16 protein-coding genes and 1 pseudogene are annotated in these 25,912 nt (G+C 53.7%); 13 read left to right on the top strand and 4 right to left on the bottom strand.

Translation table 11 applies throughout. The annotated features are described in order from the left end of the window. The first annotated feature begins 3 nt into the window (after positions 1-3). Complete coding sequence (locus CRP01_RS02270; RefSeq protein WP_099148370.1) at positions 4-2,172, top strand: xanthine dehydrogenase family protein molybdopterin-binding subunit; 2,169 nt, start codon at positions 4-6, stop codon at positions 2,170-2,172. A 207-nt stretch (positions 2,173-2,379) separates the two neighbouring features. Here CRP01_RS02270 and CRP01_RS02265 read toward each other — a convergent pair whose 3' ends face one another. From CRP01_RS02265 to CRP01_RS02255, 3 genes are all read right to left on the bottom strand, one after another. Next, positions 2,380-3,015, bottom strand: a complete 636-nt coding sequence (locus CRP01_RS02265) for a superoxide dismutase (RefSeq protein ID WP_099148369.1) — start codon at positions 3,013-3,015, stop codon at positions 2,380-2,382. A gap of 227 nt (positions 3,016-3,242) precedes the next feature. After that, positions 3,243-3,584 (bottom strand): cupin domain-containing protein, encoded by a 342-nt coding sequence (locus CRP01_RS02260; RefSeq protein WP_099148368.1) that lies wholly within the window; start codon positions 3,582-3,584, stop codon positions 3,243-3,245. A 122-nt stretch (positions 3,585-3,706) separates the two neighbouring features. Beyond that, entirely contained in the window at positions 3,707-4,633 is a 927-nt protein-coding gene (locus CRP01_RS02255) for a winged helix-turn-helix domain-containing protein (protein WP_222845643.1), read from the bottom strand. A gap of 194 nt (positions 4,634-4,827) precedes the next feature. On the opposite strand from CRP01_RS02255, the gene CRP01_RS02250 reads away from it, so the two are divergent. Further along, positions 4,828-5,556 carry a TonB family protein gene (locus CRP01_RS02250; protein ID WP_099148367.1) on the top strand — a complete coding sequence of 243 codons (729 nt, stop codon included), beginning with the start codon at positions 4,828-4,830 and terminating at the stop codon, positions 5,554-5,556. A 607-nt stretch (positions 5,557-6,163) separates the two neighbouring features. Further along, positions 6,164-9,700 carry a sulfatase-like hydrolase/transferase gene (locus CRP01_RS02240; protein ID WP_099148365.1) on the top strand — a complete coding sequence of 1,179 codons (3,537 nt, stop codon included), beginning with the start codon at positions 6,164-6,166 and terminating at the stop codon, positions 9,698-9,700. Between the two features lie 162 nt (positions 9,701-9,862). On the opposite strand, the gene CRP01_RS02235 is transcribed toward CRP01_RS02240, so the two are convergent. After that, on the bottom strand, positions 9,863-10,750 hold the full coding sequence (locus tag CRP01_RS02235) for a helix-turn-helix domain-containing protein (RefSeq protein ID WP_099148364.1): 888 nt from the start codon (positions 10,748-10,750) through the stop codon (positions 9,863-9,865). Positions 10,751-10,885: 135 nt separating this feature from the next. On the opposite strand from CRP01_RS02235, the gene CRP01_RS02230 reads away from it, so the two are divergent. The 10 genes and pseudogenes from CRP01_RS02230 (at position 10,886) to CRP01_RS02185 (ending at position 25,908) form a co-directional block, all read left to right on the top strand. After that, entirely contained in the window at positions 10,886-12,370 is a 1,485-nt protein-coding gene (locus CRP01_RS02230; protein WP_099148363.1) for an L-fucose/L-arabinose isomerase family protein, read from the top strand. After that, complete coding sequence (locus CRP01_RS02225) at positions 12,367-13,824, top strand: sodium:solute symporter (protein WP_099148362.1); 1,458 nt, start codon at positions 12,367-12,369, stop codon at positions 13,822-13,824. Before CRP01_RS02230 ends, CRP01_RS02225 begins: the two co-directional genes overlap by 4 nt. A gap of 57 nt (positions 13,825-13,881) precedes the next feature. After that, on the top strand, positions 13,882-16,878 hold the full coding sequence (locus CRP01_RS02220; protein ID WP_099148361.1) for a glycosyl hydrolase: 2,997 nt from the start codon (positions 13,882-13,884) through the stop codon (positions 16,876-16,878). 91 nt (positions 16,879-16,969) lie between these two features. Next, entirely contained in the window at positions 16,970-18,898 is a 1,929-nt protein-coding gene (locus CRP01_RS02215) for a heparinase II/III domain-containing protein (protein ID WP_099148360.1), read from the top strand. Positions 18,899-19,017: 119 nt separating this feature from the next. Further along, positions 19,018-19,545: a hypothetical protein gene (locus tag CRP01_RS02210; RefSeq protein WP_099148359.1), complete on the top strand. Its 528-nt coding sequence runs from the start codon at positions 19,018-19,020 to the stop codon at positions 19,543-19,545. A gap of 45 nt (positions 19,546-19,590) precedes the next feature. After that, complete coding sequence (locus CRP01_RS02205) at positions 19,591-20,124, top strand: hypothetical protein (protein WP_099148358.1); 534 nt, start codon at positions 19,591-19,593, stop codon at positions 20,122-20,124. Positions 20,125-20,206: 82 nt separating this feature from the next. Then, on the top strand, positions 20,207-21,169 hold the full coding sequence (locus tag CRP01_RS02200; protein WP_099148357.1) for a YheT family hydrolase: 963 nt from the start codon (positions 20,207-20,209) through the stop codon (positions 21,167-21,169). Between the two features lie 150 nt (positions 21,170-21,319). Next, a complete protein-coding gene (locus tag CRP01_RS02195; RefSeq protein ID WP_222845642.1) occupies positions 21,320-22,330 on the top strand; it encodes a zinc-dependent alcohol dehydrogenase in 1,011 nt (336 codons plus the stop codon). A 106-nt stretch (positions 22,331-22,436) separates the two neighbouring features. Further along, a pseudogene (locus CRP01_RS02190) lies at positions 22,437-23,786 on the top strand (MFS transporter); the annotation flags it as partial. A gap of 415 nt (positions 23,787-24,201) precedes the next feature. Continuing rightward, positions 24,202-25,908, top strand: coding sequence for a GMC oxidoreductase (locus CRP01_RS02185; RefSeq protein ID WP_099148355.1), 1,707 nt, complete (start codon positions 24,202-24,204; stop codon positions 25,906-25,908). The last annotated feature ends 4 nt before the right edge of the window (positions 25,909-25,912 follow it).

The following is a 25,912-nucleotide window of genomic DNA, read 5'->3' as shown; positions in this document are numbered from 1 at the left end:
ATCATGAGTCAATCAGAAACAAAAGAAAAAAAGGGTTTTTCCCGGAGAAAATTTTTGGTGCGTTCTGCGGTCGGTGTTGGCGTCCTTTTTGGAGCAGGTTACCTAAGCCGGCCGCTTTGGCGACGTTCGCTGGCCGGTTTCGCCAACTCGGTGGATGCGTTTTATTCCGGAGATACGGAAACGCCACCCCTGTGGTTCGAGATCCTGGCGGATAATACCATCACCCTGCTCAGCCCGAAAGTTGAGATGGGGCAGGGCACTTTTACCAGTCTGGCCCAGATGGCGGCCGATGAACTGGAAGTGGATATCAACCAATTAAAGGTAGTGCACGCGCCGACCTCTTCCGGGAATATTGACGGCTTTTCCACCGGAGGTAGTACTTCGGTAGCCAGCCTGTGGGTGCCGCTGCGCGAACTGGCCGCCACCATGCGGGAAATGCTGAAGAACGAAGCCGCCAAAATGCTCGGTACGGAAGTGTCCGCCTTAACCCTACAAAACGGGGTCATCAGCGGGAACGGCAAGTCCCTGACCTACGGCGAGATCGCCAAGGATGTGGAATCCTGGGAAATTCCCGACGTTCCTCCCCTTAAAGATCGCTCAGCCTACAAGTACATCGGCCAACCGGTACCGCGGGTGGATCTGCGCGACAAGGTCATCGGCGCGCCCATCTTCGGGATGGATGCCCAGATGCCGGATATGCTGTACGGGTCCGTGGTGCGTCCGCACCTCATCGGAGCGACCTTTGTCAGCGCCGACACCAGTGCGGCGGAAAACATGCCGGGCGTGGTAAAGGTGGTTGTGGAGGAAGATTTTGTGGGCGTCGTTGCGGAATCCTACCAGCAGGCAGAAAATGCCAAACAGGCCATCAAGGTGACCTGGGAAACGGAAAAAAACTGGCAACTGGCCGATATCGAAGCCATGGTAGAAGTAGGGAAGGGAGACCCGGTAACGATCCAGAAAGCGGGAAGTCCCGGCAGCATACTGAGCGAAGCGGACGTGATCACCGCCGAATACCGCAGCCCGATCGGGGCCCACGCCCAGATCGAACCCAACGGGGCCGTTGCCTTTGTGGATAGCGACCGGGCCACCGTCATGATCTCGACCCAGGTGGTCAGCATTACCCGTAAGGAAGTAGCCGACCGGCTGGGTCTGGACGTGGAGCAGGTCGATATCCGCCCCACCTATCTGGGAGGTGGTTTCGGTCGCCGTCTGCATACGCCCAACGCCGTGCAGGTCGCTCTGCTTTCCAGGGCCGTCGGTAAACCGGTGAAGTGTTTTTTCAACCGCAAGGAGGAATTCCAGAACGATACCTTCCGTCCGCCGACCCACAATGTACTAAAGGCCAGAATGGATGAAAATGGTCTGATCCAGGCTATGGAGCACAATATTTCCAGTGGGGACGTTATGTTCGGATCAGCGCTTATTCCGGGCATAGCCGGTACGCTGCTGGGGGCCGACGTTGGAGCCTGGCGGGGCGGCATGATCCAGTACGGAAAAATTCCCAACTATCAGGCCATTTCCTGGCGGGTGAAACTGCCCTTTGCTACCAGCTGGTGGCGGAGCCTGGGACTGCTGGCCAATACCTTCGCTATCGAGAGTTTTATGGATGAACTGGCCATTAAAGCTGGAAAGGATCCCGTTCAGTTTCGTCTGGACCAGATCCAGGACGATGAGGCCGGGCACCGGCTGCGGGAAGTGATCAGGGCCGCCGCCGATAAGGCCGGCTGGCGGGATGGTGTGCACAACGGCCGGGCAATGGGGTTTGCGGCTTCCACCGATGCCAATACGCCCTGTGCGCACGTGGTGGAGGTGTCCGTAGAGGGAGATCAGATCAAGGTCCATAAGGTTACCTGCGCGATCGACCCTGGTTTGGCGGTCAATCCCGATCAGGTGCGGGCCCAGTGTGAAGGTAGCATCATTATGGGGCAAAGTGCGGTACTGTACGAAAAGATGACAGTTGAGGACGGTGAGTTGCGACCGGTCATTTACGGGCCGTACCGAATGGCGCTGATGCGGGATGCACCGAAAGAGATCGACGTGGTGATCCTGGAAAATGCAGATGCTCCGGGCGCGGTGGGCGAACCGCCGATGGGACCGATCGGTGCCGCTATTGCCAATGCGGTATTCCGTCTGACGAACAAAAGGTTGCGGGAAATGCCCTTGACCTTATAGTCGAATAAAAAAAAGGGTAAAAAGCAGTGTGCAGAATTTACCTCCGCTTAGATGCGGAAGTAAGGCATGCTACTTTTTACCCTACACTTGGAGCTTGCTTTTAGCATCTCTGAGTGGCAAATAATGCCCATTCCCGAATGGGATCGGACGCTTATCTGCTTATCCCGTGGTGATGGAGCGATCTAGAACTCATCCCACGGATCTCTTTTATACGGTCGACACGACCGTGCGGGCCGCCAGGTATCTTTCTTCAATGACTTTCCAGTCTACTACCTCAAAGAAGGCGTCGATATAGTCGGCGCGGCGATTCTGATATTTCAGGTAATAGGCGTGCTCCCAGACGTCGATACCGAGAATGGGGACCCCTTTGAAGTCATTGACGTCCATGATCGGGTTGTCCTGATTGGGGGTAGAGCAGATGTAGAGATCACCTACCGGTTCGTCTACACACAGCCAGGCCCAACCGGAACCGAACTGGCCGGTAGCGGCTTCCTTAAATTTCTTTTTGAACTGATCAAATCCACCGAAGGCCATCTCCAGCCCTTTGTGGATACGGGTGATATCTTCGGGCTGACCGCCTCCTTTGGGAGACATGGACTTCCAGAATAAACTGTGGTTGTAATAACCGCCGCCGTTGTTGCGCACAGCGGTGGAGTATTTAGATACATTGCGGAGGATCTTTTCGATCGGCTGATTCTCCAGATCCGTTCCTTCAATGGCTTTATTCAGTTTTTGGGTGTATCCATTGTGGTGTTTCTGGTGGTGTACCTTCATCGTTTCCTCGTCGATATGCGGTTCGAGGGAATCGTAGTAATACGGTAATTCGGGGAGCTTGAAAGCCATAACTATTTTCTTGATTTATAGGGAATTAAATAAAATTATTTTTTCAACTTTTAAACATAATCAGGGTGGGTGATGTTCGGTGAAATACCCCTGGATTTGGGGTTTTAACAGTCTGGCCGGAACGAATGACGATAACCCGTCCGGGCATAGGCCGATAAGCCGCTTTATGGTGTGCAGCCAGTGTCTAAAAAGTTAAAGATCAGGATGGTATGGGAAGTGGAACGTCCTTACCCGGCCAGGAAATCCTGCCGCAAGGGCGTGAAGCTGTCCACCAGCCGGGCGTAGGGTGTTAGCAATTTAATGGAATGGGCTTTCCCGGAAGGGACAAAGAACATATCACCCGCTTTCAGGTGCTGATCCGGTTCGCCTTCACAGTAAAAGATCACTTCGCCGGCGGCGATATAGGAAGTCTGTTCGTGCGGGTGGGAATGGGGCGGTTCGGCTTCGTCCCAGGGGCCGTCGGTAAAATCCAGCAGGACGGTCATCAGTTGGTCCAGGTGAATGATCTTGCGCTTCAGTCCCGGGCGGACTTCTTCAAATGCTACTTCGTCAAATTTCAGTACGGCCATGTTGGTGTTGGTTTTGGCCAAAGATAAACAATCTCGGGACGTGTTGAGGTGTTAAAGTGGAAGTGTGTGAATGTGTGAATGTGTTGCGGTATTGTGGTGTTATGGTGTTGGTGTTTGTGGTCTTATGCCGGAGCATTGACGATCAGCTTGTATCCGACGGCCCGGATGTTGACGATTTTTACATGATCATCGGCTTCGAGTTTTTTGCGCAGTTTGGAAATGAAGACATCCAGGGTGCGGCCCACGTAGTCTCCTTCGTCGCCCCAGACTTTTTGTAGTAATATCTCTCTTTCCACTGGTTCATTGGCGTGCGTGTGGAGCAGCAGCAGGAGTTCCGTTTCTTTATTGGACAGTTCCACGGTTTGGCCGTCGAAGGTTAGGGTCATGTTCTTTTTGTCGAATTGCGAGGCGCCGATGGGGATCAGGTTGGGATCCGATGGTAGGGGATCCTTTTTCCGCATCAGATAGCCGAGGAAACCGATCAGGAGAAAAATGGGAACCATTAATAGGGCAGACCGCAAAGGACCGGGCGAAGTTTCCGGCGGGCCCAAAGATGGATGATCGGAGGATAATGCTGCCGTTTCCGAAGATTCGACCGCTTCGAGTTCATCCAGCAGGGTGATGAAAAAGCTGTAGCAATCTTCCGGCAGATCCCGCCCGCCACACGGAAGAATGGAAGAACTGCCGAATACCAGCACATGCACGACTTCTTCGGTGGTGCATTGCTCTACTTCTACCAGATAGCGGGTGGAAGTCTGCGTTTCCGCCATTACCCGGTTGATGACTTTGGCAATATCATCGGGATCCATCCCGAATTCCCTTTCAAAAGAGATCTTGTACCGCTCGTCGATCTTCCGGATCGGAAGCACCCGGGATTCCTTATCGCCCAGGCACAGCAAAAGTTGATGGCCGATCATCCGCATGGCGGCCTCAACGCGCTTGTCCTCCGTTGGCACCTCATCGCGGCTATTTGCCATCGACGGGAGCCACGCGATGAACACCAGAACGAGGATAAAAGTAGACACCGGTTTAAGATTGCTAAAGATCATACTGCAAAACTATTGGATTACGACGCGCTTTTGAAGTGTTTAACGGTCATTTTACACTAATTTACACTAATTAAAACGATAAAAAGGCCTACCGCTCTACCTTTGGATCACGATCCGGTTCGGTAGTTGGCTTATTCCTGTAACGACCGGCACTGATCTTTTACCGTGTACCCGAATTTTAAAATCTTCATCGTATGAAAAATTTACTGCTTACTCTGATTTGCTGCTTATCTGGTGTTACTGGTTTTTCCCAGCAAATGGGTTTTGACGTTTTGGGAACGACCACCGATCCTTACGCCGGCCCCTATTTCCTGATCACGCTGGATACCCTGCAGGATGCCGCCACGCTTAAAGATATCAACGCCAGGTACCGCGAGGACTGGGTAGCCGAATACCTCTCGGTGGCAGTCGCTTCCAACTGCGATGGGGTGGTGCGTAAGGCTGCCGGTACAAATGACCGTCTCACCGCCAGGCAACTGGAGATCCTGAAAACGGCCGTTGCGGGTTGCCGGATCGACGTTGAGGTGGAGTATATCCCGAAAAATAATCTGAGTTATAATCCACCGCGCAAGATGGATTTTTCTCTGCGACCGGTACCGGTCTTTGAAGCCAAATACCCCGGAGGCGCGCCCTCGCTGAAGGACTATCTACAGAAAAACGTTATGGATAAAGTGCCCGGCATCGCCGCCGGTCCGGTCAAACTGGCCAAAGTGAGATTCAACATTGACCCCAAAGGACAGATCACCGATGCGCGCGTGGTCAAAACTTCCGAGAACGCCGGAGTGGATAAAATGGTACTCGATGCCCTTTGCAGTATGCCGGACTGGATGCCGGCGAAAGATGCCCAAGGCATGGCAATCACCCAGGAATTTGAACTCAGCCTGGGTACCGACTTGTTGATGTGTGATTATTACCAGTACTAACACGGGATTGCCCGGGAGCAAATTATTCGATTGTTGAAATGGCAATGGCAATGGCAATTCCAATAGCAATAGCAATTTCAATTACCCCAAATTAAGCGATGAGGTTAACATTGGACCAAACAGCTGCCCTTACCTTGCAATTGTAATTGAATTTGACATTGCAATTCAAAAACTGCCCGCCCATTTTTAGTACTCCACTTAAAGCAGAATGGCAATTCCAATAGCAATGGCAATTTCAATCCCCGCAAATCAGGCGATAAGGTTAATATTGGACCAAACAGCTGCCCTTACCTTGCTATTGTAATTGAATTTGATATTGAAATTTAAAAACCGCCTGCCCATTTTTGGTACTCCACTTAAAGCGGAATGGCAATGCCAATAGCATTGCCAATTTCAATCCCCGCAAATCAGGCGATAAGGTTAATATTGGACCAAACAGCTGCCCTTACCTTGTAATTGAATTTGATATTGCAATTCAAAAACTGCCTGCCCATTATTGGTTCTCCACCTAAAGCGGAACTGCCCTCCGGTACAGTAGGGGCACCCTTCTGGAAAAACGTCCTTATTGCTGGACCTTGACCAGAAACTTTCAAATCAACCATCCAACATGCTGTACCTTTTGCGTTTGCGATACCGGGCAACCTGCCTGCTTTCCCTTAGCCTCATCTGTTGGTGCCTGAACCCCCTGCAGGGGCAAAGCGGCGACCGGCCCAATATCATTTTTATCCTGACCGATGACCAGCGCTTCGATGCGTTGGGGTACGCGGGCAATAAATTATCCCAGACCCCGGAGATGGACCAGTTGGCGAAAGCCGGCACCTACTTCAAAACGGCCATTGTCACCACGCCGATCTGTGCGGCCAGTCGGGCCAGTATATTCACCGGTCTGCACGAACGAACGCACCTCTACAATTTCCAAACCGGGCCCATCCGCCCGGAGTTTATGGAAACGGCCTACCCGAGGGTACTGCGGGAGTCGGGTTATTACACCGGATTTTACGGGAAATTCGGCGTCAACTACGGCAGCCTGGACCAACTTTTTGATACCTACGAATCCTATGACCGCAACAACCGATATCCGGATTACCGCGGCTACTACTATAAAACCCTCGACGGCGATACGGTCCACCTGACCCGCTATACCGGGGCCAAAGCCCTCGAGTTTATTGATCAGGCGCCGGGAGATCGCCCCTTTTGCCTCTCCCTGAGCTTCAGCGCTCCCCACGCCCACGACAGTGCGCCGGATCAGTATTTCTGGCAAACGGAGCAGGACGCGATGCTGGCCGATGGCGATGTGCCGGGCCCCGATCTGGGCGAGGATCGTTATTTCGAGGCCCTGCCCGCAGCGGTACGGGAGGGTTTCAACCGTACCCGCTGGCATTGGCGCTACGATACGCCGGAAAAATACCAGCACAGTGTAAAAGGTTACCACCGGATGATTGCCGGGATCGACCGGGAAATCGGCAAGATCCGGGCCCAACTGGAAAAGAAAGGCATCGCCGACAATACCGTGATCATCCTGATGGGAGACAACGGCTATTTTCTGGGCGAAAGACAATTGGCGGGTAAGTGGTTGCTGTACGATAATTCCATCCGCGTTCCCCTGATCGTGTACGATCCCCGCGTACGGCAGCACCGCGATGTGGAAGATATGGCCCTGAATATAGACGTGCCGGCCACCATGCTGGATGTCGCCGGTGTGGACCGCCCCGCGAGTTGGCAGGGACAAAGTCTGCTGCCGGTAGTGACGGGTAAAGCCCGCGGACTGGACCGGGACGCCATTCTCACCGAGCACCTCTGGGAGTTTGCGAATATTCCGCCCAGTGAAGGCATTCGGACGGACGACTGGAAGTATTTCCGTTACGTAAACGATCGCAGCAGTGAAGAACTTTACGATCTCAGCAAAGACCGGAAAGAGATCAACAACCTGGCCGCTGACCCAACACACCGGGCCAAACTAAATGAAATGCGGGATCAGCTGGAAAACCTGATCGACCGCTACGCCGATCCCTATTCGGGTACGCCGACCGGATTGACTGTAGAGTACATCCGGGACCCGGCCTACACCACCATCAATGATCCGGAACCGGAATACGGCTGGATCTTGCCGGCCGCTGCCGGCGCGCAATCGGCTTACCAGATCCTGGTGGCTTCCTCCCGCGAAAAGATCGATCAACGGCAGGGCGATGTCTGGAACAGCCAGCAGGTGCGTTCCAACGCCTCGGTGAATGTGAGTCACGGCGGAACGGCTTTGCAACCCAATACCACCTACTACTGGACGGTCCGTATCTGGGATCAGACGAACCGGACTTCCGAATACGCCGAACCCCAATCCTTTACCACCGGCAATTTTCAGGGGATGATCTCCAGCGGGAATTGGTTTGAAGAAGAACATCTGGCGCCGGTAGCCGTAACGGAAACGGGCCGGGGTAGCTATTTTGTCGATTTCGGCAAGGCCGCCTTCGGTACCCTGCGCCTGAACTACCGCGCTCCGAAATCAGACACCCTGGTCATACGCCTGGGGGAAAAGCTCGAAAACGGCCGGATCGATCCCAAACCCGGCGGTACCATCCGCTACCAGGAAGTGAAAATGGCCGTGAGCCCGTCCCAAAAGGAATACCGGGTGGAACTGGTCCCCGTCGAACGCAATACCAGTGGAGCGGCCGTACTGCTGCCCGACTCATTCGGAGTGATCATGCCCTTCCGTTATGCCGAGATCGAGCGGGCGGCAACGGAGATCGGGGCGGACGATCTGCGTCAGGAGGCTTATTTCTATTATTTTGACGAAGATGAAAGCCGGTTTCAGAGTTCGGATACCCTGCTCAACCAGATCTGGGATCTCTGCAAATACAGTATCAAGATGACCTCATTCGCCGGTTTGTACGTGGACGGCGACCGCGAACGCATCCCCTACGAGGCCGATGCCTACATCAACCAACTGGGGCATTACGGCACCGACCGGGAATACGCCATCGGCAAGCAGACCATCGAGTATTTTATGGAGCATCCCACCTGGCCGACGGAATGGCTGCTGCATACCGCCCTGCTCTTCTACCAGGATTATCAATATACCGGTGATACCGAACTCATCGCTAAGTACTACGACGAACTAAAGCACAAAAGCCTGATGGAACTGGCCCGGGAAGACGGACTGATCAGCTCTTTTTCGGATAAGGTGACGGATGAATATATGGGTAAGCTGGGCTTTGCCGATGTGTCCAACCGCCTACGCGATATCGTCGACTGGCCGCCGGCCCAAAAGGACACCGGCTGGAAACTCTCTACGCCCGAAGGAGAACGGGACGGCCATGAGATGTTGCCCATCAATACGGTCGTCAACAGCTTTTTCTACGAGAATATGCGGATCATGGCCGAGTTCGCGGCCCTGCTGAATAAGCCGGACGAGCAATTGTATTTCGAATACATGGCCGCCCAGGTGAAACGAGTGATCAACGATAAACTATTCGATCCGGAAAAGGGCATGTATGTGGACGGAGAAGGCTCTGCGCACGGCTCTATTCACTCCAATATGATGCCGCTGGCCTTTGGGATCGTTCCCGAGCCTTATGTCCAGTCGGTCGTGGATTACGTCAAGACCCGCGGTATGGGCTGCAGTGTGTACGGCTCCCAGTATCTGCTGGAAGGCCTGTACCGCGCCGGAGCCGGTCAGTACGCGCTGGACCTGATGCGCGCCACCGATGATCGCAGTTGGTGGAATATGATCCAGGCCGGGTCTACGGTGACCCTCGAAGCCTGGGACATTCGTTACAAGCCCAATCTGGACTGGAACCACGCCTGGGGTGCAGCACCGGCCAACATCATTCCGCGTTATCTGTGGGGCGTGCGGCCGGAAACACCGGGCTTCGGTATTGTCCGCATTCAACCACAATTGGGTGATCTGAATCAAAGCGCCATCACGGTACCGACGATCCGCGGCACTATTGAGGGAACCTATACGCGGGTAAACAACCGGGTACAGCGCTACGAGATCACTTTGCCGGGCAATACTTTTGCGAATCTGGTGCTGCAGGCCAATCCGAACGATGCGGTACTGCTCAACGGGGAACCGGTCAATCTGGCTTTCGGTTCCATCCGGCTGGAGCCGGGCGTGAACCAGATAGAACTGCGGATCAATTCATTCTGATATGAATATCAAAAAGTGCAAATGTTCTGTCAATAATTCCATTTTAAACTGAAAAACAGTTTTTTACATTTGCTAAGAGCCCGTTATTACGGACCTGCTGTAGTCAAAAAATGCAAATTCATCATTAATCCAGATAATGAGTAGAAGGCCGGTAATGGCTCATCAGGCTTTTCGCCGATCCCATAATTGTTGGCGATAGGCCCGGGGAGAATAGCCGGTCTTCTTTTTGAAGAAGCGGGAAAAGTAGTAGGGGGATTCGAAACCGGTTTCCAGAGCGATCTCTTTAATAGGCCGGTGCTCGTCCTGTAACAAAAGGATGGCTTTCTGGATGCGGAGCTGGAGCTGATACTGCCGTGGAGGCATCCCGGTATATTCACAAAACACTTTTCGGAATTTGGAATAACTCATGTGCAGGGTTTCCGCAACGCTTTCTATGGAAGTCTTGTGGGAACTGTTAAGGATGAGCAGCTTGGCGCGTTGCATCAGCTGATCGATGTTGCTGTCCGAAAAGGAATCCCGGCGTTGGATGGCGTGCAGCCAGCCCAGTAATTTGGTCACTTCGCCGGCCAGTACCTGCTGGTAACCGGTAAACTCGGCCCGGCTGGTCTCGATCATTTCCATAAAACAGTGGATCAGCGGTACCTGCTGACCAACGGACAAAAGCGGTTGTTGCCGGGAAACGCCCAGACGGGTAAGCAGATGTTCGGCGATCCGGCCGCGAAAACCGACCCAGTAGGCCTGCCATTCACTTTTCGGAAGCGGTTTGTAGCGATGCCAGGTTTCGGGAAACAACATGACGGCCGTGCCGGCCGAAAAATGGGTGACACCGCTTTCGCGGGTTTCCAGTACGCCGTCCCCTTTGGTCAGGTAGAATAGGTGGTATTCGGAAAGTACCCGGCCGCGTTCCCAGTTGAGCGAATGATGGGCGGGATGATCCCCGGCGGGAAAGTTCATGCCTTCCCCCACATTGGAAGAGCCGCAGGTGGTGATGTATAAACCCCACTGCTCATCGTATTCACTGATGATGAAATATCGACTGAAATTTTCCAAAGGACTGTTTGTTTTTTGGTTTTCGGGTGACTAAAACTTGCACGATCTGCTGTTCGAAAACCCGGAGGATTTACGTACTGCATCGACGGCTCTTTACCCGGACTAACAAATCCTAACCTTATACTTTTGACAACCATGACCGTAGAACCAACACCGGCAAGCGCCAAATTGCAGAGAATCAAACCGCTGACCAGCCGGGTCGGCATCCTGGGGGTCGGTCACGCAGCTTACTGGCCGCAATTCCCGGGGCTGCTCGATCAGCTATTTGAGAAGATGACGATTTTTGAGCAGAAAGTCCTTAACACGGGCGTGGAGGTCATCAACTTTGGGATGTCCGATAGCGCCCGGAAGGCCTATGAACTGCGCGATGAGATCCTGGCGGCCGGACTGGACCTGCTGTTCGTCGATATGGTTACTTACGCTACTTCCAGTACCATCGCCTGTATCTTCCAGAGTGTGCGCATCCCCATTGTGTTGGTGGCCCTGCAACCGCAGCAGGCTATGGATTACGAGAACGCTACGACGCATATTCAATTGTTGAATGACGATATCTGCGCCCTGCCGGAATTTGCTTCCGTGGCGGCCCGCCTGGGACGACCGGTACCCCCAATGATCATCGGTACCCTCCACGACGACCCGGAAGCGGATGCACTGATCCGTGATTACTGCCAGATCGCCAACGTACTGCGCAGCCTGAAAACCGCCCGCATCGGTCAAATGGGCCATGTGCTGGAAGCCATGCTGGATATGCATACCGATTCCACTTTATTGACGGCTACATTTGGTTGTCACCTGGTGCAGGTAGAAGTGGATGACATCTTCCGGCACTACCAGGCCGCCGGCCGGGAACAGATCGATGCCTGGAAAGCGGAGATCCTTGATTTTTTCGATACCCCCGAACCCAAAGTGGATCCGCTCACCCGGAAACTGACCGAGGAAGACCTGGAACAGGCCGCCCGTGCGGGCGTGGCCCTCAACGAATTCATCAAGGAAAAACAACTGGACGGCCTGGCCTACTACTACGAAGCGGAGCCGGGCTCGCCCATGCGGACGCTGGTCACGAATCTGATCGTGGGCAATTCCATGCTCACCGGCCGGGGATTTCCCATGTGCGGCGAAATGGACCTGAAAACCTGCATTGCCATGCTGATCATGGACCGTCTGGAAATGGGCGGCAGCTTCGCCGAATTCCACCCGGTAGATTTCCGGGAAGGTTTTGTGCTGGTTGGGCACGACGGTCCGCACCACATCAAGATCGCCGAGGGTAAACCGATACTCCGCAGTTTGAAAAAATACCACGGCAAGCCGGGCTCCGGGGCGAGCGTGGAGTTCCAGTTGAAGGCCGGTCCCATTACCATGCTGGGACTGACCCAGAAGGCCGACGGAAAATTCAAGTTCGTGATCGCCGAGGGGGAATCCCGGGAGGGCCCCATTCCCGCTACCGGGAACACCAATACGCGGGGATTTTTCGAGCCGGACGTGCGCACCTTTCTGAAGCGCTGGTTTAGCGAAGGTCCCACCCACCATTTTGCGCTGGGACTGGGTCACCGCGCCGAAACCATCCGGACCATCGGCGACTTTCTGGGGATAGAATCCGTGATCATCAATACAGGGTTATGAGTCCGGCGATCATACTGGTACTGATCAGCTGCTATATCGGGCTGCTGTACGTGGTCTCTTATTTCAGTTCCCGGCACGCGGATGCCGATAGTTTTTACCTGGCCGGACGGAGCGCACCCTGGCCGCTGGTCTCTTATGGCATGATCGGGGTAGCCATTTCCGGGATCACCTTTATCTCCGTGCCCGGCGAGGTGGTCAACTCGGGCTTCTCTTACTTTCAGTTGGTCATCGGTTACGCCCTGGGGCTGATGGTGGTCGCCTGGATCTTATTACCGCTGTTCTACCGGAAAAAAGTGATCTCCATTTATACCTATCTGGAAGATCGATTCGGTGACTATACGCATAAATCGGGGGCTGCCTTCTTTTTGCTGGCCCATCTCCTGGGCGCTTCCTTTCGTCTGTACCTGATGGCCTACGTGTTGCAGTTGATCGTGTTTGATGCCTTGCAGATCCCCTTCGCGGTGACGGTTTTTATTACCCTGATGCTCATCTGGCTGTATACCCAGAAGGGCGGCATCCAAACGGTGATCTTTACCGATGTACTGCAAACGACCTTTCTGTTGCTGGCCGCCGTGGTCGGTATCTGGGCGGTAGCAAATGCGCTGGACCTGTCGGTATTGCAGTTGCAGGAACAGGTCTGGCAGAGTGAGACAGCACAATTATTCCACTGGTCGTGGAGCAGCCCGGATAACTTTTTCAAACTGGTGATCACCGGAATGTTGCTCACCATCGTCTCCAACGGGCTGGATCAGGCTATTATGCAAAAACACCTGACCTGTCCGAGTTTGGGCGATGCCCAGAAGAATATTTTCACCCTGAGTATCATCCTATTGGCCGTCAACCTGTTATTTCTGGCGCTAGGTGGTTCCCTGTTCTACTACGTGCAGCAGGCCGGTCTGAGTCTGCCGGAACAGACCGATCAGTTGTACCCGACCCTGGCCGTCGATCATCTGGGTTACGCCGCCGGGATTACCTTCATCATTGGGATAGCGGCGGCCGCCTATTCCTCCGCGGATTCTTCGCTGACGGGCCTGACGACGGCCTTTTGTGTCGATTTTCTGGGCTATCAGACCCATCGGAAGGATAATCCGAAAGTGCGCCGGTTGGTCCATTTGGGCTTTTCCATCCTGATCTTTCTGACCATCCTGGTATTCCGGGCGATCAACGATCAGAGCACCATCAGTATGTTTATCAAGGTGGCGGGTTATGCCTACGGACCGCTGCTGGGGCTGTTTGCCTTCGGAATGCTCACCCGACTGGGAGTAAGGGACCGCTGGGTGCCGCTGGTGTGCATTTCGGCGCCGATCCTATCCCTGCTGCTGGAGCGGTATTCTACGGTATTGTTCGGGGGGTACCAGTTCGGCTACGAGATCATTCTGGTGAATGGCCTGCTCACCTTCGCCGGCCTGCTGTTGATCGGGAATAAGGAGGGCCGCCCCGTTGAAATGAATTAACCGGATCTTTTTAATATTGCTTATCAGATTTGTCTGAACGATCGAAAAACCACAAGCATGCAAAGCAGACATTACACCATCCTCTTAGTGATCCTGGGCCTGCTGGCCGCCACGCCGCAACTACCGGGCCAGTCTACTTCCCTCCGGGACATCTTCGAACATCCGCCCGAAGCGGCCAAACCGCGCGGTTACTGGATCTGGGGGCACGGCAATTACGATTACAGCCGTATGAAGGAAGAACTCCGGGCCTTTAAGGAAATGGGTCTGGGCGGCGTCGATATTTTCGATATGGGGATTGCCGATCCCTACGGCATCATTCCGGCGGGCAATCCGTTTATGGGAGAAAAGATGCTGGATGGGATCGTGTTTGCGGTCAATGAAGCCAAAAAACTGGATCTGCCGCTGGGCTTTTCGGTATCCAACGGCTGGAATGCCGGCGGCGACTGGACAGAGCCGGACGAAATGATCATGCGACTGCTGTTCTGGAAAGACACCATCCAGGGACCGGTGACACTCAGCGAGATCGGTTTCCCGGAAATACCGACCACCTTCCAGAAACCCTACGGCACCTTCGAACTGTTCCCCCAGGTCCGGACGGATGGTTTTCCCGAATATTACGAAGATGTTGGGCTGGTAGCTTATCCGCTTTCGGACAACCCGCTCATCAAAGATCCGGACCGGATCCTTTACTTCGATGTAAATGAGATCAAAGGCAATACGGTGGAGATCAAACTGCCGCGCGGCCAGTGGGTGCTGAGCCGGGCCGTTGTGAGCCCACTTGGCCAGAAGATGTGGATGCGCAGTGATAATTCCCGTGGATTCATCATGGATCATTATTCTAAAAAAGCGACCAAACACCATTTTGAACACGTCATCGGCAAGCTGGAAGAACGCATCGGCGACCTGGGAGCTAGTCCGCTGGAACGCCTCTACCTCTGTAGTTTTGAAGCCGAAGATTACATCATCTGGAGTCCCGAATTGCGCCAGACTTTCTTTGAGCAGCACGGATATAGCCTGGATCCCTACATTCCCGTATTTGCCGGGCAGCAGATCGTAGACCAGGAGACGACCGATCGCTTCCTGCACGATTACCGCTCCACGGTTTCCGAAATGTTCGTCAACAACCACTACCGGCAGGCCCGGGCGATCAGTAATGCACACGGCCTGCAACTGGCTTCGGAATCGGGTGGCCCCGGGCCGCCCCTCCACTACGTCCCTACGGAAGATATGAAGGCCCTCGGAGCGGTGGACATCATGCGCGGGGAATTTTGGAATAAAAAGTCCGAATATTTTGACGAGAACGGCAACGATCTCCTGCAGGTCGTACGCAATATTGCCAGTGCGGCGCACATCTACGGACGCAGTATCGTGGAAATGGAATCCTTCACCAGTCACGAAAAACACTGGCAGGAAAGCCCGCTGGAGCTCAAGCGACTGGCGGATCTCGCTTTCTGTCAGGGGATGACGCGGGTGATCTACCACACGATGCCGCACAGTCCCAAAGAGGCGGGCGTACCCGGTTGGAGTTACCAGGCGGGCACCCATATTTCACCGAAAATGACCTGGTGGGACCAATCCCGGCCTTTCCACAGTTACCTGGCGCGCACCAGTGCCCTGCTGCAGGCCGGCCGCTTTGTGGCGGATGTAGCCTACTATTACGGGGAGCAGATCCCCAATTTTGCTTCCGGCTCCAAATTCATTCGCAAAACCCTGGGGCCCGGTTACGATTACGATGACCTGAATAAAGAAATATTACTCCAGGCATCGGTGACCGACGACGGACAATTACAGCTACCCTCCGGCATGCAATACCGACTCCTGGTGCTGCCCGATGATCCGCAGATGAGCCTGGAAGTACTGCAAAAGATCGAAGAACTGCTACAGGCCGGTGCGACCATCCTGGGTCCTCGTCCCCAGACCGTGCCCGGACTGAGCGATTACCAAAAAAAGGAAAAGACCCTGCGGACCCTGGCGGATAAGATCTGGGGAAAAAAGGCAAGACAGCAAAAGCGATCTTACGGAAAAGGCACCCTGATCACCGGTTTTACCGAACGGGAGATACTGCTGGAAAAGGGCATTTTGCCCGATCTGGAATACCAGGGCGGCCGGCTGGACTATATCCACCGTACGCTAGGGGAGGAAGAGGTATATTTTATTCGCAATCTGGATTCTATAGAAGTACAGTCGGCCCTAACCTTCCGTTCGGACGGTAAGCAGCCCTACCAATTTGATCCGGTGAGCGGCGAGATCCGTCCGCTGGCGATCTTTACGGAGAACGAGGGGCGCACCCACTTACCGCTGGTATTGGAAGGCTACGGATCTACCTTTGTCGTTTTGCTCAACGAGCTGCTGCGGACGCCCTACATCACGCAGGTACGGAGAGATGGGGCAGAGCTTTTTCCCGGCACCCTTGCCCATGGTATTGAGGCCTTTTTTGACAAGGATGGGGAAGTACGGTTTCGGGCAAATAGCCCCGGATTATACCAATTGATCTTTTCCGATGGGAGCTACCGCAATTTCCGCCGGGCGGATGAGTCTATCGTCCCTCTTGATGGTTCCTGGGCTGTACATTTTCCGCATGGCTGGGGATTTGATCCCATTCGGCAATTCGATCAATTGATCAACTGGGCGGAACACGATGATCCGGAACTGGCGATCTTCAGCGGAACGGGTACCTACCACCAGACTTTTACCCTCGAACCGGACTTTCTGACGGCGGACCGAAACTATATACTCGATCTGGGCGAGGTGGGGACCGTCGCCACGGTTTATCTGAACGGCCACGAAGTGGGCACCAGGGTGTTTCCGCCCTACCGCTTCGAACTCGGCGACCTGCTGCGACCGGGGGAGAACACGATCTCCATTGATGTGACCAATTCCTGGCTCAATCAACTGATCGGTGAGGCCGAAAAACCGCTGGCCGAACAGCGTACCCGCAGTAATCTGGGCGGTGGATTGAAAAAACCGGCCAACCGGCCCTGGCGGGGATACGAACCGGAACCGGCGGGTTTGATGGGACCGGTGCGGGTGCTCGCGACGCCGGTGTCGAAATAGACTCACAGGGAATATCTGCGGAAAGGATTTGTAGACGTTGACGGGGATTGCTGCGTCAATGGATTGAACCAACTAATACAAGTCTAACCGTATGAGAAAATATATCTTGATCCTCCTGGTAATGTGTGGAGGCGTGCTAAGCATGCAGGCCACCGAGAGTAAAGACCTGCTGAAAAAAGCGGTCAGTAAAGCGGAACTGAAGGATCTGCTCATCCGGGACCAGGAATGGGTGCCCTATCCGGATTATCAGGACCGCGCCGGCTGGGAGGCCCTCACCGCAGATTTTAAGGGAGAACTGATCCACAACGGGGAAGAATTTCTCGACTACGCCTGGCAGGTCGTGGAACTCAGTGATTTTCTGGAGTACGAACGCAGCGGCAACCGCAATATCATGCAGGATCCTTTCGGCGCCAACAACAACGCGATGATGGCGCTGGTACTGGCGGAACTGGCCGAAGGGAAAGGCCGGTTCCTGGATCAGATCATGAACGGTACCTGGCTGGCTTGCGAAATGACGACCTGGGTGCTTTCGGCCCACTTGCCGGCGTATCAGACGAATAAACGTTCTGTGCCCGACCCGAATGAATTTACCATCGATCTTACGGCCGGTGACCTCGGCTCGTTCTATTCCTGGGTGTATTATTTTTTCAAAGCGGAATTTGATAAGGTGAGCCCGATCATTGCCACCCGACTGCGGCAGAACCTCCAGGAGCGCATTTTGGATGTCTATATGAACCGCAGTGATTTCTGGTGGCAGGCTTTCGATCTGCAACCCGGCGGACTGGTCAATAACTGGAACCCCTGGTGCAATTCCAACGTATTGCTCACCTTTCTGCTCCTGGAAAATGATCCGGACAAACTGACGGACGGCGTCTATCGCACGCTGATCTCCGCGGACGAATTCGTCAACTATACCCACGAAGACGGCGCCTGCGAAGAGGGACCGTCCTACTGGGGCCACGCGGCCGGCAAGATGTACGATTACCTGGATATTCTCTATCTGGCTACCGGGGGTAAGGTGTCCATTTTTGATGCCCCGATCATTAAAAATATGGGAGAATATATTGCCCGCTCGTACGTGGGCGATGGTTGGGTGGTCAATTTTGCGGATGCTTCCGCCCGGGGTGGCGGCGAAGCCTCCGTGATCTATCGCTATGGGAAATCGGTGGACAGTCCGCTGATGAGGCAGTTTGCCGCCTATCTGTTCGAACGCAATGAGCGGGAACACCACATTCCCCGGGGCCGGGATATTTTCCGGGCGTTGGAAAGCATCCGACTGGCGGAAGGCCTGGAGCAAACCCGGGCGGCGCTACCGGAATTCAACCACACCTGGTATCCGGAGACGGAATTCTGTTATCTGAAAAATGAGGCGGGCTTTTTCTTTGCGGCCAAAGGCGGTTACAACAATGAGAGTCACAACCACAATGATGTGGGCTCATTCTCTCTGTACTACCAGAATACTCCCTTCTTTATCGACGTTGGTGTGGGTACCTATACCCGAAAAACCTTCAGCTCCGAACGCTACGACATCTGGACCATGCAGAGCAACTACCACAACCTGCCGCTGATCAACGGAGTGGCACAAAAGAACGGTCGGGAGTATCGTTCCAAGGATGTGCAATTTGATCCTAAGCAGTCGTCTTTTTCGCTGGATATTTCCGGGGCCTATCCCGAAGCGGCCGGGGTCAAAACCTGGCGGCGTACTTACGAACTGGAAGCGGATAAGCTGCTGATCGAGGATGATTTCCAACTCGAAACCGCCGCGGAGCCCAATACGCTCCATTTTCTGACTTGGTCCGAACCCGAAATAACGGCCGATGGGACCGTCCGCCTGCAGCGCGATGGGAAAACTCTGATCCTGACGTATGCTGCCAAACAGTTTAAGCCGGAAGTGGAAAAAATTGACGTGGACGACGTACGTCTGACGCGGGTGTGGGGGGAGACGGTGTATCGTTTTAGCCTGGTAGCGACGAAAGTGGAGAAGCGGGGGCGGTATCGGTTGGCGATTGGGGTGGAGTAGGGGGCGGTGTCAGATAGCAGGTGTCAGGGGAGAGGTATCGGGTGTCAGTGGGGGAGGTGCCATTTTTCTGGGGAGAATCCCTTATCTTTAGAAGGGATGCCGTAAATCTCCTGATTGGTATGAATGCTCGCTATCTCTATTATCTGCCGTTTCTTTTGTTTGGGGCCTGTTTGCCTGAGGCGTCGATTCCCGATGTTTGTGCGGTCGACTTTTCGGGAGCGTATGCTTACCGACCCGAATTCAAGGTGACTTTTCCACCGGAGGTGGGAGCGGATCTGGGACCCTGCACCCGGGCTTTTCCCGACAATGTGCAGGGCTATTTTCTGGCATTCAGCGATGAGATCTGTCCGGTGGAGCAAAACTTCCTGAAGCTCCTGGAAATGGATCCCGCTTTATCCGATCCTCCGGGTTGGCAACTGGATCGGGAGCAGCTTGAAATGTCGGCGCTTCAATACATTGGTATGCTGATCGAAGATCGCAGGTACGTCTATCTCAATGGATTCACTTTTTATTCGGAAGAGGATCTCCAAAATAATTTTCTCAACTGGCGGGATCGATTCGTTCAACCCTGCGATGCAGGCGCCTGGGGCGCATTATTCGATCTGGAAATCGAAACCTTCAGCGACCTGGCCTTTGAAAATCGCTGAGCATGGCCGCTCCTGCACTTTGCGTCAGTATATAAACAGATTGGTATGAAAACAGCGCTCCCTTTTCTTGCATTTTTTTCAATTTTAGTATTCGGCTCCTGCCTGAAGGAAGCCGGGCCTCCGGATGTTTGCATCGTCGATTTCACCGGTGCGTACGCCTATCGGCCGGAATACCGGGTCGTTTTTCCACCGGAAGTCGGCAAAACCCTAGAGCCCTGTACCCGGAGCATGCCGGCGGGCGTTGAAGGATTTTATCAGATCCTGTCCGATGAACTGTGCCCTTTGGAGCAGAATTTCCTGAAGATCCTTGAGATGGACCCCAGCCGGTCGGAGCCGGAGGGTTGGGCCATGGAGGAAGACTACCTTACCGGTTCTTTAATCCAGTATATCGGTATCATCATCAATGATCGAAAGTATGTGTACATCAATGGCCTTTATCTCACTTCGGATGATTTTTTGGAAAACTATGTCGATTACTGGGAAGAACGTTTTGCCCTGTTTTGCGATGGATTGAGCTGGGGTGTGGTGTTCAATCCGGAAACGGAGGCGTTTAGTGATCTGGCTTTTGATCACCGCTAGTGGGACTTAATTTCCCGGTCAAATTGCAGGTATGCCCAAGAAAGTGGAAATTTGCGGTCCATTGTAAATTTTAAAAGTATTCATGGATACGTACCGTCCAGCACTGGTTTTTCGAAATCATCATATTGCCACTGTTTATCCTTCCTTGTTTCGCCGGGTCCGAGCGGTGCGCTACGAAAGGGAACGGCTCACTACGCCTGATGACGATTTTATTGATCTGGACTGGTCGCGCACCGGCAGTAAAAAGCTGGTGATCGGTTTGCACGGTCTGGAAGGTTCATCCGAAAGTCAGTACATCAAGGGGCTGGCCCGCATTTTCAATGATCACCGCTGGGATGTAGTAGCCATGAACTTTCGCAGCTGCAGCGGTGAGGTCAACCGGCAGCGCCGGATGTACCACAGTGGCGAAACTACCGACCTTGATTTTGTGCTAAAAAACCTGATCGCCCGTGACGTTTACGAGGAGATCGCCCTGGTTGGTTTCAGTCTGGGCGGGAACGTAGCCCTGAAATATACCGGAGAACAGGGAGGGCGCATGCCGTCACTGGTGAAAAAAGTTGTGGGCGTATCCGTACCCATGGAACTGCATACCTGCAGCCTGAAAATTGAACATCCCGCCAATTATGTTTACATCAAGCGCTTCATGAACGACCTGAAGCGCAAGTTCCGGATCAAGCAGCACCTCTATCCGGATATTGACGCCAGCAAGATCTTTAACGCCCGTGGATTCTCCGATTTTGATGAAGCATTTACCGCTCCGGTGCACGGCTTCACCAGTGCGCAGGATTACTGGAAGCGGGCCTCCAGCCTACCATTATTGCCCCGGATCAGCGTGCCGACCCTGATCATTAACGCCCAGGACGATTCCTTCTTGAGTGATCAGGCTTACCCTTACGAAGCGGTCGAGGCTAATCCGCACCTGCAACTGCTGGTGCCGCAGTTCGGTGGCCACGTGGGCTTTCACCAGCGGCATCCCCGGGGGTATTACTGGACGGAGGAGCGGATTTTGGAATTTGTGGCGGGTAAACAAGACTCTCGGAAATAAAATTGATCTAACAAGTCTAAAATCCAATACTTTTCCCCACCCTAGGCCAGATTCTCCGTTTCGCTATTATCTTTGTTACAAGTTGAGACAATAGCTGCCCGTACCTAGCGGGAAGTTGATGACTCAACCGAACCGGAAAAGGAACGACAAATGATGAAAGCAGCACTGCTCAGCGAGCCCCGGCGGATCGAGATCAGAGACGTTGATCTACCCGATCCAGGACCGGGAGAAGTTCGCATCCGCCTGAAAATGGTGGGGATTTGCGGCTCGGATGTCCATCTCTTTTTAGGGCATCGCCCGCTGGAAAAGCCGACCATTATCGGGCACGAAGGTTTGGGCCATATCGATAAGATCGGTTCGGGAGTGACGGACCGAATGCCCGGTCAACGGGTGGTGATCGAACCTAATATTCCCTGTCTGCAGTGTAGTATGTGCCGGAGCGGCCGGGGAAACGCCTGTCCCAACAAGCGGGTGATTGGTCTGAACCGTGATGGTTGCTTTGCCGAATACGTTTGTCTTCCCGCCGAATACGCCTGGCCGATCCCTGAGAGTATTACCGACGAACAGGCCGTGACCATTGAACCCACCGCTGTGAGTATTCACGCCCTTTTTGCTTCCAAAGCCCGGCCGGGAGATACCATTGCCGTCATCGGCTTGGGAGCAATTGGACTGCTCCTTACCCATGTGGCCCTATCGCTGGGCTATCGGGTATTTACGGTAGAGATCATTCCCGACAAGCAAAAATTAGCGATGGAAATGGGTGCCGAAGTAATACCTACAGAGCAGGAGATATCCGCCACCGAACTTAACCGTATCTGGACGGACAGCGAGGTCGTTGCCGTTTTTGAATGTGCCGGTGTGGCGCAAACGGCATCGCTCGCCACGGCCGCCGCTCCGCAGGGCGCGGAGATCGTCCTGCTGGGCTTATCGGACCAACAGGCGACTTTTCAACCGCTGAAGATTGCCCGGCAGAGTATTTCCATATTACCGTCTATCGTGTACGATCATCCGTTTGATTTTCGGCGTACCATCCAATTGATCGCCGCCGGGATCATTACACCGGGAATGATCATTTCGAATTATGTGTCTTTACCCGATCTTCAGTCCGGACTGGAACAAGCGGCTGCCGGAGGCGATAGTAAGATTATTGTTAGGATCTGATCTGGAAGTGCGGTTGGATTAGGAATTCGGCGATATTAATCAAAGATCACCGACCACTACTCAACCCCAAAATCAGGTGTAAACCTCCCAATTTAAAACGACAAAACAAGAACAAGTGGAACAGAGCGACATTCGTAACCAACTCAAACAACGCCTGGACGATCGCCCCATGTCCGCCTTTCAGATCATGGTGGTGGCTTTGTGCTTTGTATTAAATATGAACGACGGGATGGACGTGCTGGTCGTTTCCTACACCGGCACGGAGATCATGTCCGAATGGGGACTTTCGAAAAGCCAGTTGGGATGGATCTTCAGTACGGGATTGATCGGAATGACGCTGGGGGCCATATTCATTGCTCCGCTGGGAGACAAGATCGGCCGGAGGAATGTTTTTATATTATCGCTGGTGCTGAATACGGTCGGGATGCTGTCGGTCTACCTGTGTACAGCCTACTGGCAGATCCTGGTATTGCGGGTGATCACTGGTCTGGGGATCGGGGGGATCATTCCCTCCATGGCGACCATCACTTCCGAATATTCCAATAAAAAGACATTTGATTTCAATGTGGGCCTGATCCAGGGTGGATGGCCGTTCGGAGCGATCCTGACCGGCTTTTTTGCGGCCTGGGCGGTACCGGAATTCGGCTGGCGTTTTGCTTACTTGTTTGCCGGCTCGGTTTCTTTACTGATGCTGATCCTGGTCTGGTTCCTGATGCCCGAATCACTGGCGTTTCTGAGCAAGCAGCCGGGGACGGACCAGTTGGGCCGGATCAATCAGTTACTCGCTAAAATGCAGCAGCCACCGCTGACGGCGAATGAGCTATCGGGGGGCAATGCTCCGGTCAGTAACTCGCAATCATCGGGCAATACCCATTGGAAAGCACTGCTGTCTACGGAATTTAAAGGCTCCACCCTGCGACTGTGGACGGGCATCTTCTTCGGCTTTATGACCTTATACACCCTGATGAGCTGGGTGCCGAGCATCGCCACGGACGCCGGTATGCCCTTTACCTGGGCGACTTACGCCGGTATGGCGCTCAACCTGGGAGCATTGATCGGGGTAATCGCGATGGGTTTGTCGGCCAGTTATTTTGGGCCCAAACGGACGATCCTGACCTTTCTGGTGATCGCCTTTGGCATTATGCTCGCCTACGCCAATCTGGATCTGACCTACGCCATCATGTTCGTCCTGATCTTTCTAATCGGATTTTTCGTGCAGGGTGGTTTCAATACCTTTTTTCCGATCGCCGCTCATGTCTATCCATCGGACATTCGGGCCACCGGGGTTGGCCTGGCCATGGGGATCGGGCGTTTTGGCGCCATCCTCGGGCCGCTTTTGTTTGGGGTGTTTTTCGACTGGGGCATGAACATCAGTGTACTGTTCACTATATTTTCGGTACCACTGCTGGTAGCGGCCTTTATGGCTTATACCATACCCTCGAAAGGGCTGCGCTAAGACTTCCCTGCCTGGTAGGCTGGGACATAAATTTATAACCTTTACCGGTCAGTGGTTTCTATTAACAATTTCCCAGGGCCATCCAGATGATGATGAAAACGATGATGGTGCCGAAGCATCCACCACCCAGTTTCTTGGCTCCGTAGCCCGCAATGAGGCCTCTCAGTAGGTTATTCATAGGTTCGGTTTTTTTGTATTTTGGTTTGTTTAAGAACCTGAAAAGCGGGCCTCGTGTTTGCTTTTTCCTTGACAAGCTGATAAATCTCATCCCGATAGTAATGCGGTTGCGATAATAGCGGCACAAAAATAATTTCCTAAATTGGGAGCCGGTTATTTCAGCGCCTGTCCAACTATTGTTGCTTAAGTTATCTTGGATCGGCGCTTACTTTAAACGACTAAATAATTCAACAAAATTATGGCCAATTTTAACATCGACGCCGAAAAGGACGTCACCTATGACGCCATCGTCATCGGCTCCGGTATCAGCGGGGGATGGGCGGCTAAAGAACTCTGCGAAAAAGGCTTGAAGACCCTCGTGCTCGAACGGGGCCGCATCGTAGAACACGTCGTCGATTATCCAACCATGAACCTCGATCCGTGGGATATGGAATTGCGGGGTGGCCTGACACCGGAAGAACAAAAAAAACACTACAAAGGGATCCGCTCCGGTTTCATCGGTAAAGACACCGAACACTTCCACGCCAACGACGAGGAGAATCCCTACACGGAAGACAAACCCTTCCTCTGGATCCGGGCCCACCAGATGGGCGGCCGTTCCATTCTGTGGGGCAAACAGACCTATCGCTGGAGTGATCTGGATTTTGAAGCGAATGCCAAAGACGGTTACGGGGTCGACTGGCCGATCCGGTATAAGGATATCGAACCGTGGTATACCTACGTGGAAAAATTTGCCGGTATCAGCGGTGAACCTCTGGGATTGCCCCATCTGCCGGACAGCCATTTTCTGCCGGCGATGGAACTCAATTGCGTAGAAAAAGACCTGAAACAGCGCCTCGAAAAGCAATTCCCCGGGCGGCATCTGATCATCGGGCGTTGTGCCCACCTGACGGTTCCCCACAACGGTCGGGGACAGTGCCAGTACCGGAATCGCTGCAGTCGCGGCTGCCCTTACGGCGCTTATTTCAGCAGTAATGCGGTGACCCTGCCGGCCGCCAATGCGACGGGCAACCTCACCATCCGGCCGTTTTCCATCGTGCAGTCGATCATCTACGACGACCAGCTGGGCAAAGCGACGGGTGTGCGCATTATCGATGCGGAGACCAACGAAGCGATCGAATACAAAGCCCGCATCATTTTCTGCAATGCTTCCTGCCTCAGCAGCACCCAGATCCTGCTCAATTCTAAGTCCAATCGCTTTGAGAACGGCCTGGGTAACGACAGCGGCGAACTGGGGCACAACCTGATGGACCACACCTACCGGATCGGTGCCATGGGCCGCGTGGAAGGTTTTGACGATAAATACTACAAAGGACGCCGTCCCAACGGCATCTACATACCGCGCTACGTCAATCTGGACGAGGCCACCAAGTCCGACAAATTCGTACGGGGCTTTGGCTTCCAGGGCGGTGCCGGTCGGGCGGGAGCCCGCGAGGCCGCCAACCAGAATTCCTTCGGCGCGGATTTCAAAGAGCAGCTCTTCCAACCGGGGCCCTGGGAGTTTTTCATCACCGGTTTCTCCGAATGTCTGCCGTACCACGACAATCGAGTATACCTGAATAAGGATGTGCTCGACAAGTGGGGCCAACCGACCTTATCGATTGACGCCGAGTTCAAAGAGAACGAAAAAGCCCTTAATGATCGGATCCAGGTAGATGCCGTCGAAATGCTCGAACGCTGTGGAGTAAAGGATATAGTGGGCTTCAACAACCACCACGAAATGGGTTATGGCATTCACGAAATGGGAACGGCCCGCATGGGACGTGACCCCAAAACGTCCGTACTTAACGAATTCAACCAGGTGCACGGCGCCAAGAATGTGTTCGTGACGGACGGGGCCTGCATGACCTCTTCGTCTTGCGTGAATCCCTCCCTAACCTATATGGCCATCACGGCGCGTGCGGCTGACCACGCGGTATCCGAACTCAATAAACAAAACATCTGATCTT

Source organism: Flavilitoribacter nigricans DSM 23189 = NBRC 102662 (genome assembly GCF_002646595.1).
GTDB classification, from domain to species: domain Bacteria; phylum Bacteroidota; class Bacteroidia; order Chitinophagales; family Saprospiraceae; genus Flavilitoribacter; species Flavilitoribacter nigricans.
The sequence above is the reverse complement of the archived record's forward strand: the minus strand, read 5'-3'. Positions and strand labels throughout refer to the sequence as shown.

Coding starts and splice junctions, on each gene's coding strand:
- CRP01_RS02270 (WP_099148370.1), top strand. CDS start 4: ATGAGTCAATCAGAAACAAAAGAAAAAAAGGGTTTTTCCCGGAGAAAA.
- CRP01_RS02210 (WP_099148359.1), top strand. CDS start 19,018: ATGAATGCTCGCTATCTCTATTATCTGCCGTTTCTTTTGTTTGGGGCC.
- CRP01_RS02220 (WP_099148361.1), top strand. CDS start 13,882: ATGCAAAGCAGACATTACACCATCCTCTTAGTGATCCTGGGCCTGCTG.
- CRP01_RS02265 (WP_099148369.1), bottom strand. CDS start 3,015: ATGGCTTTCAAGCTCCCCGAATTACCGTATTACTACGATTCCCTCGAA.
- CRP01_RS02185 (WP_099148355.1), top strand. CDS start 24,202: ATGGCCAATTTTAACATCGACGCCGAAAAGGACGTCACCTATGACGCC.
- CRP01_RS02255 (WP_222845643.1), bottom strand. CDS start 4,633: ATGATCTTTAGCAATCTTAAACCGGTGTCTACTTTTATCCTCGTTCTG.
- CRP01_RS02260 (WP_099148368.1), bottom strand. CDS start 3,584: ATGGCCGTACTGAAATTTGACGAAGTAGCATTTGAAGAAGTCCGCCCG.
- CRP01_RS02225 (WP_099148362.1), top strand. CDS start 12,367: ATGAGTCCGGCGATCATACTGGTACTGATCAGCTGCTATATCGGGCTG.
- CRP01_RS02250 (WP_099148367.1), top strand. CDS start 4,828: ATGAAAAATTTACTGCTTACTCTGATTTGCTGCTTATCTGGTGTTACT.
- CRP01_RS02200 (WP_099148357.1), top strand. CDS start 20,207: ATGGATACGTACCGTCCAGCACTGGTTTTTCGAAATCATCATATTGCC.
- CRP01_RS02240 (WP_099148365.1), top strand. CDS start 6,164: ATGCTGTACCTTTTGCGTTTGCGATACCGGGCAACCTGCCTGCTTTCC.
- CRP01_RS02215 (WP_099148360.1), top strand. CDS start 16,970: ATGAGAAAATATATCTTGATCCTCCTGGTAATGTGTGGAGGCGTGCTA.
- CRP01_RS02195 (WP_222845642.1), top strand. CDS start 21,320: ATGATGAAAGCAGCACTGCTCAGCGAGCCCCGGCGGATCGAGATCAGA.
- CRP01_RS02230 (WP_099148363.1), top strand. CDS start 10,886: ATGACCGTAGAACCAACACCGGCAAGCGCCAAATTGCAGAGAATCAAA.
- CRP01_RS02205 (WP_099148358.1), top strand. CDS start 19,591: ATGAAAACAGCGCTCCCTTTTCTTGCATTTTTTTCAATTTTAGTATTC.